Genomic DNA, 16,091 nt, shown 5'->3' with positions numbered 1-16,091 from the left:
ATGTAAGCCGCCACCATGTCGATCTAGCTTTCATTTCAAGGGCCTATCTGCTAAACTGTTAGTAGACTTGAAACATTAATTGGAAGGCGTGTGAAACAAAATTGAATCTCCAGCGTTTGAAATACTTGGTTTTATGTCTTCCGCTGCTTTATATGGCTTACGGCGCCACACTAGCGCTCCAATTTGGTAGCCAGACTGAACTGGTCAACTCCTTGGCTAATGGGCTGATCCTTTTTTTATTTACCTGCTGGCTTACAAAACGCGCTAAGCTTCGAAATTGGATTGATTTTATCTGGTTTGCCGTATTTATTCTTTATATCTTTATTCTACATCATTTAGTTTCGTATATCGCTGTGGGGGACTTTATGAGCAGCACATATACGGGTGATTTTCATATCCAAAAGGAACTAATCAATTTAGTGCCATTTACCACCATCGAAAATACCTTTAGACAGGCGCTTCCAACCATGCCGACAATCGTGCAAGTTGTCGGAAATATACTCATGCTTGCGCCGCTTGCCTTCTTTCTTCTGTATTTCAAAATTGTCAAGCGCGTTCGCAGTGCCGTATTTGTTGTTTTTTTGACTTCGTGTGGGATCGAGGTCGTTCAATTCATTCAAACCACACTGATTACGGGTTTCAGTGGGATGACACTTCCACTAGAACGATCCACAGATATAGATGACATCATCTTAAATACAATCAGTGGGGGAATTGGGGCAGTCATTGCGCTCATGATTCCCTCTGTTCGAAAAAGAATTGGGAAACGTTAAACAAACGGGGATAGCTTAGGGAGGCTATTTGAAAGAGCTAAAGGAGAAATGAAAATGAAAGAAAAACTGCTGCAAATGTATGCATGGTTCCAAAAAAATAGCAAGATCGTTAAAATCGTCTTTGTTTCACTGATTTCCGCCTTTGTCATTTATGAAATCATCAATATTGCAACAGGAATCGATTATCAATCATTAAAAACAAATATGACCAGTCAAAGCCCGGAAAGTCTGTTGATCATGCTGGTCGTTGGCTTGCTGGCCGTCACGCCGATGCTGGTATATGACTTTATGATCGTCAAACTGCTGCCCGGTAAATTCCCAGTCTCACATATTATCATGTCCGGCTGGATTACGAATACCTTCACGAATATCGGCGGCTTCGGCGGTGTGCTAGGGGCTTCGCTGCGTGCTAGCTTTTACGGAAAAAATGCCTCCCATAAAGAAATCCTGCTGGCCATTTCCAAGATTGCCTTATTTCTTGTGTCCGGCCTGTCGATCTTCTGTCTCGTAGGGCTTGCGACATTGCCAATACCAGGCTTTGCCGACCACTTTCGGAATTACTGGCCCTGGCTACTCGGGGGCGGCCTGTATTTTCCCATCCTCTTTACAATGACCAAATGGAAAAGCAAGTCGCTCTTTGTCGATCTTCCATTAAAGCGTGAACTGGTGCTCATCGGCGGCTCCATTTTCGAGTGGCTGTTTGCTTACGGTTGTTTCGTCATCATCGGCTTCTTAATGAACGAGCCGGTTGACCTCATCAAAGTATTCCCACTCTTTGTGATCGCCTCTGTCATCGGGGTTGCTTCGATGATTCCAGGCGGCATCGGCACCTTCGACCTCGTGATGGTGTATGGCCTCGGACAACTAGGCGTGGCAGAAGAACTGGCGCTGGTCTGGCTGCTGTTTTATCGTATTTTTTACTACATTATCCCATTTTTAGTCGGAATTCTCTGCTTCATCTTAAAAGCCGGCAAACGTTTCAATGATTATTTAGAAGGGCTGCCCATCCTTTTCTTACAAAAATTAGCCCATCGCTTTTTGGTGCTATTTGTTTATTTTAGCGGTTTGATGCTCATCCTATCCTCCGTTCTGCCATTTGCGATCTACCACGTACCGTTTCTATATAAGTTGCTACCGTTTAGCTTCCTGTTCATTTCGCAAGTGACAAATGTGGCATTTGGCTTTCTGCTCTTAGGACTTGCCCGAGGAATTGAAAGCAAGACGAAAAAAGCCTATCTGACCACCGTTATCGTGCTCGGCTGTGCCATTTTCAATACGCTGGCTCGAGTATTTTCCATCAAGCAGGCGATTTTTCTCGGGATTGTTTTGCTCTGCGTGTACTTGGCGCGCAATGAATTCTACCGTGAAAAATTTGTCTACACATGGAGTAAAATCATCTTTGACATCTGCCTTTTCCTAGCGTGTTTGACCGGGTATGTCGTCATCGGGATTTACAATTCACCAAATATCCCGCACAAAAAACAAATTCCCGAATATCTGGCCATCGCGTCTGAACATATTTGGGTGACTGGCTTCATCGGCATGATCATCGCAGTCATCTGCCTAATCGTGATCTATATCTATCTATCCTTGTCACCCGACAAACTAGGCTCACCATTTGAGGAAACACGCGTCCGCGCGCATTTAGCCAAATGGGGCGGCAATGAAGTCAGCCACACGGTTTTCCTGCGGGACAAGTTGCTTTTTTGGGCACAAGAAGGCAGTGTTTTGTTTGCCTTTCGAATCATCGCGGATAAGATGGTGATCATGGGGGAGCCGACAGGAGATCTCTCCAAACAAGAGGATGCCGTGCTCGAAGTGATGGAAACGGCGGATAAATTCGGCTATCGACCTGTCTTTTATGAAGTAACAGGGGACATGCTGCCTTACCTTCATGAACTAGGCTTTGATTTTATCAAACTAGGTGAAGAAGGCTTTGTGGATGTAGAAAACTTTACGCTTTCCGGCAAGAAGAAAAAGGGCGAACGGGCACTGATGAACAAAATGGAGCGCGAATCGTATCAATTTGAGATTTTAGAAGCACCTTATTCAGCTAAAACTTGGAGCAGACTGCGTCAAATTTCAGATGAATGGCTAGACGGACGTACTGAAAAAGGCTTCTCACTAGGCTTTTTTGACCGTTATTATTTAGAACAGGCAGGGATTGCAGTAATTCGCGATTCAGAAGGAGAAATTGTAGCCTTTGCCTCTTTGATGCCTGCTTATAATGAAAAAATGACCTCGATCGACCTAATGCGTTATGGAAAAGATGCACCGAGTGGCATTATGGATGTCCTCTTTATCAACCTGTTTGAAAAAGCAAAAAGTGAAGGATATCGAGTCTTTAATATCGGTATGGCGCCACTTGCGAATGTCGGCGAAACAAAATTTGCCTTCCTCGGAGAACGACTTGCCGGACTCGTCTATCGCTACAGTCAAGGCTTTTACGGTTTCCAAGGCCTGCGTCGTTACAAAGATAAATATGTAAACGAGTGGGTTCAGAAATATGTGGCCTTCCGGAAGCGCAGCTCGATCGCCTTTACCATGATCCAACTGATGCTTCTCGTCGGGAAAAAACGTCCACTTGCTAAAAATCAAATCATCTTGGAGATCCCGCTTGATGAATTGAATCAGCAGCAGGATCAATCGTAATTTTTCATCCATTGATCGCCTTTTGTCAAACGTTCCATAAAAATAAGTCATTGCGTCGCTCTAAAGGAGCGGCGCTTTTTTGTGAATGTCTTCGTAATCGTTGAAAGAAAATTTATGTGTTAAAATAGATAGAACAAATGAATGGAGTGTGTAGCAAACATGATGAAAAACATCGAACTCATAGTTGGGCGAGAGGCAGTGAAAAAATATCCGCTCAATCAAACTTTTTCGCAATTAAGTTGGTTTTATGAACGTGATATAGAAAATTATTTTGTTTTAGTCGTTAATGGCGATCTGGAAATAGACGGAGATTTAATTTTAGATAAAATAGAAAATGAAAACTGGGGGACCAACTGTCAGAAATGGCTCAAAACGGTCTTTCATTTTGAGAACAACGCGGAAATGGAGAAGAATTATGGCATAACCGGCTTGTTTATTCTAGGTGATTTACATGTTCGTGGCTCAATTATCAATCAAAACAGTGACTATGGCGCGGCGCTTGCTGTTAGCGGAAGTGTTACAGCAGACAACCTGATTGCAGGCGGTAGCAGTGTGATAATAAATAGAGATGCGGTCATTCGCGCGTGTGCGTATTTTTACTATAACGATGGGTTTGCTGTGATTGGCGAAAATCTGCATGCCCAACTAGCAATCAATGATGATCACCATGTGGAGTATACCAGCAATACATCCCAATTCAGTTACGGGGAATTTGCTGATATAGATATATTGAGTCAATCGTTTGAAGAAAATGAGGATGGCAAGCGCCTGCTTCCTGAAGAGTTGAAAGAGCTCCTACTTGCGGATATCTTTTTGTGGGATGATCTCCTTTCAAGACTTCTATCAGGCAAAAAGGTCATTAAAACTGGAGAAATAGAGATACTTGATCAAGCTTTTTATGACCGAACTTTTCAAGATCGCCTTCAAAGAGAAGACAGTTCTTCGGAAGAATTGCTAGGCTTCATTCCCAAAGAGTTTCGCTCGAAAAAAATCTGTGAACAAGCGGTGGCAAGAGACCCCTATTGTTTAGCCTATGTGCCGAAAGAACAGATTACCATGGCGCTATGTGAACAAGCCTTTTACTCAGACAAATGTGGGCCGCAAATCATGGAATATGTCCCGATGAAATTCAGAACAAGAGCTCTTTGCATGCAAGCGGCAAAGGTTCGTGGTGTGGAGATTTCTGATCTGCCCGAAGAACTACAAAATGATGATGAACTGCTTTTAGAAATGATTCAATACAACGGTTACACGTTTAGAGGGCTTCCAAAAGAGAAAATTTTGGCTCCTCAAGTTAATTATCTTTTCATGCTCACGGCACTTAAAAAAGGGAGTTTCTCCATCATTGAATTCGCTTTGCAAGAGCTGGATAAATATGAACCATCTGCTCATCATATTGAAAACTTCCTCAAATATGTGATTGATCATGGCCTGAAATATTTTGATAAGGTACCTGGATACTATGTGGATAAAAATCTTTTTCAGTATGCAGAATCAAGCTATCAAGAGCAACCAGAATGGGCAATAGTAAAAGAAAGACATGGACTGAATTACTGGCAATATGGTCGATATAATGCGCAATATTTGAAGAAAATTGAAGCAGATGAAAAGCATGAAGCTAGATACAAGGGTTTTCTGGAAAGAGTTTGGCAATCTGCATGGACTGAAACGGCGCTTATTACTTTACTAGATGTTACGGAACCCTATATTGAGATTGAGGATCTGCCACCAAGCGTTCTTACCGATGAAATCATCCGTGCCATCCGTCGAAATAATAGGTGGGGCTACTATAACGATTATCTATCCGAGCATCTTTATCACGAGAAGGAATAGAGGGACCCCGTCCAATAAAAAGAACCAGAAATTGAGCCATACAGCCATTCTTAAAATGGAGACTGCCCAATTCCTGGTTCTTTATTCCTTGGAAAATAATACGGCTATTCAAGCAAATCATCCAAGGCTTCGCTTAATGTAGGAAACTGAAATTCAAAATGGTGGCTTAAAAGTTTCTCAGGATAGGCACGCTGCCCGGCAAGAACGAGCTGGGCTTTTTCCCCGAGTGCCAGTTTGAGTGCGGCTTTAGGGATGGGCAGTTTGGAAGGGCGGTGAAGTTTTTTCGCCAGTAAGTCAGCAAATTTTTTCTGCTGAACGGGATGCGGCGCCGTTATGTTGATTCCACCGCTAAGTTCCGGCGTTTGTAAAATAAAATTCACCGCTCGAACGACATCCTCTATATGAATCCAAGAATACCACTGCCTGCCATTTCCATAGCGCCCACCAAGAAAACTTTGAAAGGTCTTTTCAAATAATGGAAAGCCGCCGCCGTCTGTCCCGAGAATCATGCCAAATCGCAGATAGACGACCCGCATACCGTAGTGGGTCAGCTCACTGGCCGTTTTTTCCCATTCAATGACCGTCCGTCCGAGGAAATCATAATCCTTCTCACAAATTTCCGTATCCAGATAAATCGCAGAACGAGAGGGTGGATAGATCCCAATGGCGCTAGCGTTCAAGAGTACCTGAGGCTTGGTTTCGAGTTTTCTGAGCATTGCCGTGAGAGCGGATGTGGCAGTAATCCGACTTGTGACAATCTCACGTTTTCGCTCCGCTGTCCAGCGTCCTTCTGACAAAGAGGTACCAGCCAGATTGATCACAGCATCAATTTCGTAAGGAGAGAGGTCAGGCAGAGGCACGTCTTCCTGTAGCCATTCAATAAAATGGACATTTGCGTAATCTTTCTGCTTGTGGCGTGTTAAAATATAGATATGGTCTGTCTGCTTTTCAAAGTCATGAACCAGATGGCTACCGATAAAACCCGTGCCGCCTGCGAGCAAAATGTTCATGTAAGATCACCTCATTTCTTTTAGCTTATTCCCTTTCAGCTCGTCTTAAAACGCTTCTTTGAGGTATCGATAGAAAAAGGAGGTTCAAATATGAAAATTACATCCATCAGTCAAGGCAAGCGCAATCAGGAGCGCTATAATCTTTATATTGACGGTGAGTACCGATTAAGTGTGGATGAAGAGGTACTGGCGCGTTTTCAACTTCTTAAAGATAAGGAAGTTACAGAAGAATTTCTAGCAAAAGTAGAAGCAGCGGATACAAGCCGCCAAGCACTCAACCGCGCGATCCATTTCCTTTCAAGCAGAATCCGTTCTGAAAAAGAAATTCGCCAGTATTTGCGCAAATATGAGTTTTCAAGTGCGGTCATTCAGCAGGTACTCCAAAAGCTCAGTGAAATGTCCTATGTGAATGACCAGGAATTTGCCCTGCTTTATACACGTACGCAAATCAATACCACGCAAAAAGGCCCCGGTCAAATCGAACGTGAGCTGATCGAAAAAGGGATTACACGAGAAGAGATCGAACGAGCACTGGAAGCATACAGTCAAAAAAGTCTGGAAGAAAACGGTCAAAAGCTGGCACAAAAAATTTTACGACGTAGCAAATCACTGACAGGGCATCGGCTTACCAGCAAAATCACGACTGAACTGATGCAAAAAGGCTATCCAGCTGAGACGGCCAAAAGCCTGGCGGGGAAAGTCATCCAAGAAGCCCCGCGCGACGAAGAGGACCTGTTAAGTGGACAGTTCGACAAGCTGCTCCGCAAGAATGCCCGCTTTGAGCCAGCCAAGCAAAAACAAAAAATCATCCAATCATTGATGCAAAAAGGCTTTTCTTATGATACGATTATCTCTTACATCAGTGAGCATGAAATTCGGTTTGGGGGAGAGGAAGAATGAATCGTTATATTGAAGAACTCACAGCCCTGCTTTTAGAAAAAAATCCGGCGCTTAGTGAAGAACAGGCGCTTTTATGGATTGAATCCTTGTGGAGCGATTTTGAAAGTTCCTATGCGAAAGCTGGCTATCCATATCGAGGCGAGGAATACGCCTATGACTATGTCAAAAAACAAATTGCCATTCATGGCGACAAGCTGCATCATTTAGAACCTAAAAAGAAAAGTGAGGACAAAAAATGAAACAAAGAGGATTTGAAATCGTTACACCATCACAACGCAAATTTCCTGAAGAAACTGTACAGCTTCCTGTAAGAGGGGATAAAGGCTCAGCCGGCTATGATTTTTTCTCCAATGAAACGGCCATACTTGCACCGGGCGAACAACATGTTTTCTGGACGGACATCAAAGCCTATATGCTGGAAGATGAAGTGCTGAGCATCTTTGTGCGCTCGTCCATCGGAATTAAACGAGGACTCATCTTATCAAACTCGACCGGCATTATTGATTCTTCCTATTACAGTAACCCCGGAAATGACGGCAATATTGGCATCGCAATGAAAAACATAACCGCAGCCCCTGTAGAAATTGGTGCAGGCGAGCGGATCGCCCAAGGGATTTTTAGTAAATATCTTGTGGCAGACGAAGATTGCGTACAAAATGAAGCGCGAATTGGCGGCGTCGGCAGTACCGGTAAATAAAGAAAAGCCCAAGCATCGCTACTTGCGATACTTGGACTTTTTTTGTTATGAGATAAAAGTTAGACAGCCGCCGGGATGAGCTTTTTCTGCAATTTTTCTGTAGAGAAAATCCACCCGGTATTCGATGACAGGATATTTAAATCATCATCTAAACGAACGACGGCAACAAATGGGTAATGCCCATTGCTTCGGTATCTCAGATCAGTAAATGTCACATAGGTGGCATCCATCTTTTCCTCGATCCGCCAGTTATACACTTTTGAGAAAGAAACAAAAGCGGCCAGATTCTTGTCTTTTTTAGCAGCTCGAATGATTTCATTATCTGGAACAGGCAGACGATCAAATTTTTCATAGATGGAAATGTTTCGCTTGAAAGCCCGACCCACATAATAATGTTCCTTCGTTGTAACAGCCACGCGCCACTGGAAGAAATGGATTGTTGAAGCAATAATCACTTCCTCCGCATCTGGAATCAGATTGAGAACAACGCGCCGAATCATTCGCTGCGTAATAAATCTTGCAAGATAGTAGAAAACTAAAATGCCGTAGAGTGTGAAGAATGTTGGCCCAGCCGGAGCACCTAACAGCCAAAGTACAATGGCCACCACATGCGAGCCGAAAATAAACCAGTCGAATGTGTTGATGAACCCGAATGCCACCCAAGTATCCTTGAACGGCCTGATCGCCTGTGTTCCGTAGGCATTAAAGATATCTACGAAAATGTGCAGTCCAACCGCGATAAAGCTCCATAACAATAAGTGTAAAAAGGTTGCTTGCGGAAAGAACAGGTAAAGTACAGATGAGATGAGTAGCGGCCAAATAGCAAGCATCGGCATGGAATGTGTAATCCCGCGATGATTGCGGATATAGTCCGCATTGTTTTTAAGTTTTAATACAGTATCAACGTCTGGAATCTGAGAACCAATAATCGTCGCCGTCATAATACCGACCGCGGCGTGTGAACTACTTGCAACAACGGGATCAATCGTAGCGAGCGCCCCGAGTGCAATCCCCATAACGACGTGAGTGCCAGTGTCCAAAAGCCTTCCTCCTCTGAATGTTTCACAACTTGATGATTGTCACAATTGATGAACAGGGATGAATTTGAGCAAATCATTGCCCAACACAAGATTTTTTAAGTACAATGGAACAGGACTCAAAAAGTCTTGCTTATTCATCTATTCCCTGTATCAATTATACTACACATTGCGCACAACTACACATTAAAAAACTATGAGAATTACGGTGAGAAAATGACTGAAAATCTAATGAAAACACTAACTCCAGAAAAGATAGACGCTTTTCGTCGTGCGCTTGTCGGCTGGTATAAAAAGAATCGACGTGATCTGCCTTGGCGAATGAATCAGGATCCCTATCGCATTTGGGTTTCAGAAATTATGCTTCAGCAGACACGTGTGGACACAGTGATCCCTTATTTTGAACGATTTATGACAAAATTTCCAACGATGACCGATTTCGCTTATGCCGAGGAAGCAGAGATTTTAAAGGCATGGGAAGGACTTGGCTATTATTCACGCGTCCGCAATCTTCAAATTGGCATGCGGACAGTGATAGAGGAATTTGGCGGCGAGATGCCGCGCGACTTAAAAGATGTATTAAGTTTAAAAGGAGTCGGCCCTTATACAGCAGGTGCGATTTTGAGTATCGTTTACGGATTGCCTGAACCAGCTGTAGATGGCAACGTGATGCGGGTGATCTCCCGTATTTTTGAAATTCCAGATGATATCATGAAATCCAAGACGCGCAAAATCTTTGAAGAGCTGCTCTATCAACTGATAGACCCGGATGATCCTTCTTCTTTCAACCAAGGGTTAATGGAAATAGGGGCGTTAGTTTGCACACCTACCAAACCAATGTGCCTCCTTTGTCCGCTTCAAGAATTTTGTTCCGCGCATATAAACGGCAAAGAAACAGATTACCCGGTTAAAATCAAGAAAATCAAAACCAAAAAAATTGACCGGATTGCCATGATTGTTGAAAAAGAGGGGCAGGTGCTAGTAGAAAAACGCCCAGAAGAAGGGCTGCTTGCTAATTTATGGCAATTTCCAACCATTGAAGTGTCTCTTTCTGATCATCCGGAATTAATTCGCCTTGCCATTCAAAAAGAGTATGGCTTAGACCTTGAGTGGCAAGAAACACCATTCGTCCATGTTCGGCATATATTTTCCCATTTAGTGTGGGAAATGGATGCTTACACGGCAAAAGTAGTTGCAGAAAATCATACAGAGCAAGTAAAATGGATGAATGAATCGGAAATGGCGCAGTATGCCTTTCCAGTACCTTACCAAAAAGTTTGGCAAGCGTTTTTAAAGCAAAAGGGGGAAATTTAACATGACAAAAGTAGCATTTATTACTGGAAGTAGTCGCGGGTTGGGGAAAGAAATTGCCCTTCGACTCGCAGAACAAGGCTATGATATAGCGTTGAATTTTGCCAGAAACCGTAAAAAAGCAGAGGCTGTTCAAGAAGAAATCCAAGCACTTGGACGAAAATGCGAAATCTATCGGGCAAATGTAGGCGATGTGGCAAAAATCAAAGAAATGTTTCACCAATTTGATCAGACTTTTGGTCGCCTAGACGTGTTTATCAATAATGCAGCGAGCGGCGTATTACGTCCGCTAATGGAACTAGAAGAAAATCATTGGGATTGGACAATGGATATCAATGCCAAGGCGCTGCTGTTTGCGGCACAGGAAGCAGCAAAACGGATGGAAAAACAAGGCGGCGGCAAAATTGTTGCCATCAGCTCGATCGGTGCGATTCGTTATTTGAACAACTATACAACGGTGGGCGTCTCAAAAGCAGCCGTTGAAAATCTAACGCGCTATCTGGCTGTAGAACTGGCGCCACTTGGCATTTCTGTCAATGCTGTATCAGGCGGTCTGATTGATACGGATGCACTCACACATTTCCCCAATCGCGAAGAAATGCTGAAAGATGCAGCAGAAAATACACCAGCCGGTCGAATGGTGCAAGCAGCCGATTTAGCGAATGCCGTCCTCTTTCTAATCAGCGACCAAGCAGGGATGATTCGCGGTCAAACAATCGTTGTGGATGGCGGCCGAACCCTCCTTGTTTAAAGGTTTTAAAATGGAACAGTGTAATATTTTCACCTCTTTCCATTCATGTGTTATAATATACGATGAACCCGGTATTGAAGTACATGAAGAAAGTAGGATAGAGGATGTACCTGCCTAAGGAAAAAGAAATCGTACAAATCAAAAGCTATAAACATAACGGTAAACTTCATCGTACTTGGAAGAAAACAATTGTATTAAAAGCAAGCGAAAACGTGATTATCGGAGGAAACGATCATACACTTGTCGTCGAATCAGATGGCAGAAAATGGGTCACTCGCGAGCCAGCAATCTGCTATTTCCATAGTGATTACTGGTTTAACGTCATATCCATGATTCGCGAAGATGGTCTTTATCATTATTGCAATCTGGGCACCCCATTTGCTGTTGATGAAGAGGCAATCAAGTATATTGATTATGATCTTGATATCAAAGTTTTTCCAGATGGCCGCTTCCACCTGCTTGACGAAGGGGAATATGAGCAGCATCGCAGACAGATGAAATATCCTGATTCTATCGATCGCATTTTGCGCCATCAAGTTGACATCCTCAGTCACTGGATTCTCGATAAAAAAGGTCCTTTTTCAAAAGACTATATCGATATCTGGTACGAAAAGTACAAAGAATACCGTTAAAAAAACAGGTATCTGTTCATCAAAGGAGCAGATACCTGTTTTTTTATTTGTTTTCAGTTACGCTAATGTCAATCTTATTCGCTTCTTTATGCCGCAGCTTGAAACTGTGGATCAGCTTTTCCAAGTAATCGATCGTTTCCTGATAGGCAAATATACTGGCAACAATCCGCATGAGGTGATAGGGATCCATTTCATCCTCATTTTCCACCGCTAAATCCCGCATTTCCATCTCGCTTAAAAAGAGTTCCAGCAATTCTTTGGGGTCCTCTTTAATATGATCCTCCACATACTCGATGTTGATGGAGACCTTGTCAATATAAGCTAAGAGAAGCTGTTCATGCTTATCGGTCAAATAATCGACCTGCTGCCGGATTAATTCTTGTTTCTCAGCTGGCAGAAGCAGATAGTCATTTTCATAACGATGCTGGATTTTCAGCAGTTCGTAGGCTTTCTGCGAGCATTGAATCATCTGTCTGTAAACGGCCAGCTTGCGCGCTTTTGGATCGGCATTTTTTTTGAAAATTGTCCGCTCTTCCTGATAAAGCTGATACGTGTTGCGCGTTTGGGCGATTTGCTTTTGCATCCATTCCATATCCTTTTTCAAAAGCGGGAAGTCCGCTGCATGACGTAAATTCAGCTTAATCCATTTCATGATCTCCGTGTTGGTATGATAGATCGTTTGAAAAAGGGAAACTTCATATTTCGGCGGAATAAAAATTAAATTGACAATAAACGCAGCAACAAGACCCAGCATGATCGTGCCGAACCGGATCAGCGCGACTTCAAGGAAATCATTCCCCGGTGAATCCATTACGATGACCAGTGTCACAACCGCAAGCCCAATTGTATTTTCCAGTTTCAGTTGAATGAGCAGTGCCACGCACAAAATGGAAGCAACGCCGATCAAAATAAAATCGTTGCCAATAAAAAGTCCGAATATAATCGCGATGAGTGCTCCAATGACATTCCCCTGTGCCCGCTCAAGAATCGTTAAATATGAACGATAAATGGAAGGCTGTATCGCAAAGACTGCGGAAATACCTGCAAGCGATGGCGAAGGAGAATGGAAAAGCTGGGCGATAAAAAGTGCCAGGCTGATCGCAATCCCGGTTTTGACTATCCGAGCTCCAAATTTCATAGTAGGTAATTCCTTTCTCTATTTAGCGATCTTTTTGGTTAGTTCCATTATACATGCTCTGCTTAGAAGATGTTAGTTCTGACCCTTGTCATCTAGTGACATCAGGCGAAATGCTTCATTGACAGCTTGAAGAGTCTCATCAATATCCGCCTGTGTATGTTCCGTTGTCAAAAACCAAGCTTCAAATTTAGAAGGTGCCAAGTTGATGCCTAAATCGCGCATCAATTTAAAGAATCGACCGAATTTCACTCCATCACTGGCTTCTGCATCTGCATAATTTTTGATAATCTTGTCAGTAAAGAAGACCGTCAAGCCACCACCAATTTGATTGATCGTAATGGTCTGACCATATTTTTCTGCCGCCTGGTAGATCCCGTTTTTCAACTGCTCCCCAAAATCCGCCATCCGTTCATATGCACCCTCTTCTTGCAAAACTTCCAAACAAGCGATGCCAGCCAAAATGGAAGCCGGATTCCCCGCATGCGTTCCAGCCTGATAAGCCGGTCCAAGCGGCGCCACTTTCTCCATAATGTCGACCCGACCGCCATAAGCCCCAATCGGCAGTCCACCACCAATAATTTTGCCCATTGCAGTAAGATCAGGCGTCACACCCAAATAATTTTGCGCGCCACCATACATAAAGCGGAAAGCAGTAATCACTTCATCATAAATCACAAGTGCCCCGGCCGCATGAGTCAGCTCATTGACCGCTTCCAGGAATCCTTTTTCCGGACCAACAATTCCAAAATTCCCAATAATCGGTTCCACTAAGACAGCTGCCACCTCGTTCCCCCAAACGTCGAGTGCCTCTTTGAAAGCATCCAAATCATTGAAGGGAACCGTGATAACCTCTTTAGCCGTCGCTTCCGTTACACCCGCCGAGTCCGGCGTGCCTAATGTAGACGGACCTGAACCTGCTTCAACAAGCACCAAATCAAAGTGTCCATGATAGGAACCGCCGAATTTAATGATCTTATCACGACCCGTATAGGCACGCGCCACACGAACCGTTGTCATCACGGCTTCAGTTCCAGAATTTGTAAAGCGAACTTTTTCCAGCGAGGGAATTGCCTCTTTCAGCATTTTGGAAAAAGTAACTTCATGAACAGTGGGGGTGCCAAATAAAACACCTGTTTCTGCCGCATGCGTAATTGCTTTTGTAATGTGCGGATGTGCGAAACCTGTAATAATTGGGCCGAATGCTGCCAGATAATCGATATATTTGTTACCATCGACATCATAGAAATAAGCTCCTTCACCACGCTCCATTGTGACTGGGATGCCGCCACCAACGCCCTTATAAGAACGACTGGGACTGTTTACACCACCCACGATATGCTGAGTAGCTTCGGCATAAAGTTCTTCAGATTTTGAATAGTTCATCTTTCCATCTCCTTCTACATAATAAAGCCTGTCTTTTTCATTCTATGCGAAAAAAAGGATTCTCGCAATGCACAACCAGGACAAGTTAATTGCCGTTTTCTAAAAAAAGTCATACACTGGAAAAAAGGAGGCGGTGCAGATGAAAGTTGTATTTACCATGCCAATACCCGCACATTTAAAGCAAGCACAACAAGAAAAATTTCCAGAAATCGAAGCATTTTATACAGAGGATTTGGCACAGTTTGAAAAGTTAGCCGAAATGGATACGATTGTTTCTTACGGAGGCGGCTTGACTGATGAAATTATCTCAAGCGCAAAAAGATTGACATGGCTGATGATTTTCTCAGCAGGTGTAGATAATTTACCCAAAGAAGCTATTTTGAACCGATCGATCACCGTCTCAAATGTTCGAGGGATCCATGCAGTCCCAATGGCTGAATATGTTTTTGGCTATTTACTTGATCATGTGAAGCAATTGTCCTATTTCGCAGAAAAGTCCCGCGAAAGAGAATGGCACAGTACGCATCCTGTCTCTGAACTTGCAGGTAAAAAGCTCCTAATTGCAGGAACAGGGGCAATTGGTCAAAAGGTTGCGCAAATCGGGCGGGCCTTTGATATGCAGACCATCGGCATCAATACGAGCGGTCATGAAAGTCCCAACTTTGAGAAAGTTTACAATCTAAAAGAAGGTATTCAGAAAGTAGCCGAAGCGGATTTCTTTGTTTCCGTTCTGCCTAATACAAAACAGACCTACCATATTTACGACCAGGCCTTTTTTGAAGCAGCAAATCGTTCAGCGGTTTTTGTGAATATTGGCAGAGGTCCAGCCGTCTCTTTAGAAACCTTAGTCGAAGCGGCCCGCAGTAAAAAAATGGCGCATTTCTATTTAGATGTGCTCGAGCAAGAACCGTTACCAGCCAATCATCCGCTATGGGAACAAGAAAATGTCACCATTACCCCGCACGTTTCCGGGCATTCAGAACGCTATCTGGATCGAAGTTTTGCCATTTGGTTTGCAAGTCTTGAACAGATGCGCCAAAATTTGCCGATTGTTAATAAAGTGGATTTGCACAGGGGTTACTAATAGATGGAATATTGACACGCCATCAAGGTTTCCTGTAATATAGGAGATAGATAAGTTTTTTACTATTTAAGAAAGGAGTGCATGACGGTGTCTAATGCTCATCTTAAAGAGGCAATAGACGTCTTAAAAAAAACCGGAGTTCGAATCACTCCCCAACGTCATGCGATACTTGAATTCTTAATTAATTCTCATTCGCATCCAACCGCAGATGAAATTTACCGCGCGCTTGAAGGAAACTTTCCTAATATGAGTGTAGCGACAGTATATAATAATTTGCGTGTTTTCCGAGATGCGGGGTTAATCAAAGAGTTGACATATGGCGATTCATCAAGTAGATTTGATTTCTCAACATCCAATCATTATCACGCCATCTGCAACGAGTGTGGAAAAATAGTTGACTTCCATTATCCGGGACTTGACGAAGTAGAGCACTTTGCTGCACATGTCACAGGTTTTGAAATCAATAAGCATCGGTTGGAAGTTTACGGCATCTGTCCGGAATGTAAAGCCAAACATCAAAAATAAATGAATAATCATCTGGCTGCTCCGCTAAATTGGCGGGGCAGTTTTTCTGAAAAGGGCTATAAGGTGTGGATGAATATCTTATACATCAATTGTTATAAGAGGATAAGCGCCTATCATCAATATAGCTGGAAAAAGAAAATGATTATTTTTCTTAAATTTTATGCATAAATAGTGTTGACTTATTTCCAGAAACTTGGTATATTAGTTCTCGGCGCTACTGATTCATCACTTTTGAATCTAACAGCCGTCAAAAAAACTTTTAAAAAGTTGTTGACAGATGAGCGTTGAAATGATATGATTTAAAAGTCGCGAAAAACAAAAGCGAATGCTTAGAAATCGCGGTTTTATGACCTTTGAAAACTGAA

At 43.1% G+C, this 16,091-nt stretch carries 15 protein-coding genes; 11 read left to right on the top strand and 4 right to left on the bottom strand.

Annotation, left to right across the window (positions count from 1 at the left end; translation table 11 throughout):
• Positions 1-101: 101 nt before the first annotated feature.
• From CS921_RS04250 to CS921_RS04240, 3 genes are all read left to right on the top strand, one after another.
• The gene (locus CS921_RS04250; RefSeq protein ID WP_099221821.1) at positions 102-773 is read left to right on the top strand and encodes a VanZ family protein; all 672 of its coding nucleotides are present in this window, start codon (positions 102-104) and stop codon (positions 771-773) included.
• Between the two features lie 54 nt (positions 774-827).
• The gene (gene mprF, locus CS921_RS04245) at positions 828-3,425 is read left to right on the top strand and encodes a bifunctional lysylphosphatidylglycerol flippase/synthetase MprF (RefSeq protein ID WP_099221820.1); all 2,598 of its coding nucleotides are present in this window, start codon (positions 828-830) and stop codon (positions 3,423-3,425) included.
• A gap of 159 nt (positions 3,426-3,584) precedes the next feature.
• Positions 3,585-5,258: a DUF4116 domain-containing protein gene (locus tag CS921_RS04240; protein ID WP_099221819.1), complete on the top strand. Its 1,674-nt coding sequence runs from the start codon at positions 3,585-3,587 to the stop codon at positions 5,256-5,258.
• 104 nt (positions 5,259-5,362) lie between these two features.
• Here the strand turns inward: CS921_RS04240 and CS921_RS04235 are convergent, their stop codons facing one another.
• Positions 5,363-6,268, bottom strand: coding sequence for a TIGR01777 family oxidoreductase (locus CS921_RS04235; protein WP_099221818.1), 906 nt, complete (start codon positions 6,266-6,268; stop codon positions 5,363-5,365).
• A gap of 90 nt (positions 6,269-6,358) precedes the next feature.
• Between CS921_RS04235 and recX the strand changes: the two genes are divergently transcribed.
• From recX to CS921_RS04220, 3 genes are read left to right on the top strand one after another with little or no spacing between them, the layout of a single operon-like run.
• Positions 6,359-7,168, top strand: coding sequence for a recombination regulator RecX (gene recX / locus CS921_RS04230; protein ID WP_099221817.1), 810 nt, complete (start codon positions 6,359-6,361; stop codon positions 7,166-7,168).
• Positions 7,165-7,407: a YfhJ family protein gene (locus CS921_RS04225; protein WP_099221816.1), complete on the top strand. Its 243-nt coding sequence runs from the start codon at positions 7,165-7,167 to the stop codon at positions 7,405-7,407. The genes recX and CS921_RS04225 overlap by 4 nt, the downstream gene beginning before the upstream one ends.
• Positions 7,404-7,865, top strand: coding sequence for a dCTP deaminase/dUTPase family protein (locus tag CS921_RS04220; RefSeq protein WP_099221815.1), 462 nt, complete (start codon positions 7,404-7,406; stop codon positions 7,863-7,865). Before CS921_RS04225 ends, CS921_RS04220 begins: the two co-directional genes overlap by 4 nt.
• 59 nt (positions 7,866-7,924) lie before the next feature.
• On the opposite strand, the gene CS921_RS04215 is transcribed toward CS921_RS04220, so the two are convergent.
• Positions 7,925-8,905, bottom strand: coding sequence for a metal-dependent hydrolase (locus CS921_RS04215; protein WP_099221814.1), 981 nt, complete (start codon positions 8,903-8,905; stop codon positions 7,925-7,927).
• Positions 8,906-9,133: 228 nt separating this feature from the next.
• On the opposite strand from CS921_RS04215, the gene mutY reads away from it, so the two are divergent.
• The 3 genes from mutY to ntdP all read left to right on the top strand — a co-directional run bounded on the left by mutY (position 9,134) and on the right by ntdP (position 11,596).
• Positions 9,134-10,216, top strand: coding sequence for an A/G-specific adenine glycosylase (gene mutY / locus CS921_RS04210; protein WP_099221913.1), 1,083 nt, complete (start codon positions 9,134-9,136; stop codon positions 10,214-10,216).
• A 1-nt stretch (position 10,217) separates the two neighbouring features.
• Positions 10,218-10,964 carry an enoyl-[acyl-carrier-protein] reductase FabL gene (gene fabL / locus CS921_RS04205; RefSeq protein ID WP_099221813.1) on the top strand — a complete coding sequence of 249 codons (747 nt, stop codon included), beginning with the start codon at positions 10,218-10,220 and terminating at the stop codon, positions 10,962-10,964.
• 104 nt (positions 10,965-11,068) lie between these two features.
• Complete coding sequence (ntdP, locus tag CS921_RS04200) at positions 11,069-11,596, top strand: nucleoside tri-diphosphate phosphatase (protein WP_099221812.1); 528 nt, start codon at positions 11,069-11,071, stop codon at positions 11,594-11,596.
• A gap of 43 nt (positions 11,597-11,639) precedes the next feature.
• Here ntdP and CS921_RS04195 read toward each other — a convergent pair whose 3' ends face one another.
• Complete coding sequence (locus CS921_RS04195; RefSeq protein ID WP_099221811.1) at positions 11,640-12,734, bottom strand: aromatic acid exporter family protein; 1,095 nt, start codon at positions 12,732-12,734, stop codon at positions 11,640-11,642.
• Positions 12,735-12,806: 72 nt separating this feature from the next.
• Positions 12,807-14,117 carry a glutamate-1-semialdehyde 2,1-aminomutase gene (locus tag CS921_RS04190; protein WP_099221810.1) on the bottom strand — a complete coding sequence of 437 codons (1,311 nt, stop codon included), beginning with the start codon at positions 14,115-14,117 and terminating at the stop codon, positions 12,807-12,809.
• A 139-nt stretch (positions 14,118-14,256) separates the two neighbouring features.
• Between CS921_RS04190 and CS921_RS04185 the strand changes: the two genes are divergently transcribed.
• On the top strand, positions 14,257-15,201 hold the full coding sequence (locus tag CS921_RS04185; RefSeq protein WP_099221809.1) for an NAD(P)-dependent oxidoreductase: 945 nt from the start codon (positions 14,257-14,259) through the stop codon (positions 15,199-15,201).
• Between the two features lie 81 nt (positions 15,202-15,282).
• Entirely contained in the window at positions 15,283-15,726 is a 444-nt protein-coding gene (perR, locus tag CS921_RS04180; RefSeq protein ID WP_099221808.1) for a peroxide-responsive transcriptional repressor PerR, read from the top strand.
• Positions 15,727-16,091: the final 365 nt, after the last annotated feature.

Origin of the sequence: Listeria costaricensis (assembly GCF_900183385.1) — a bacterium.
Taxonomy (GTDB): domain Bacteria; phylum Bacillota; class Bacilli; order Lactobacillales; family Listeriaceae; genus Listeria; species Listeria costaricensis.
Note: the sequence above shows the minus strand (reverse complement) of the source record. Positions and strands in the feature narration are given on the sequence as shown.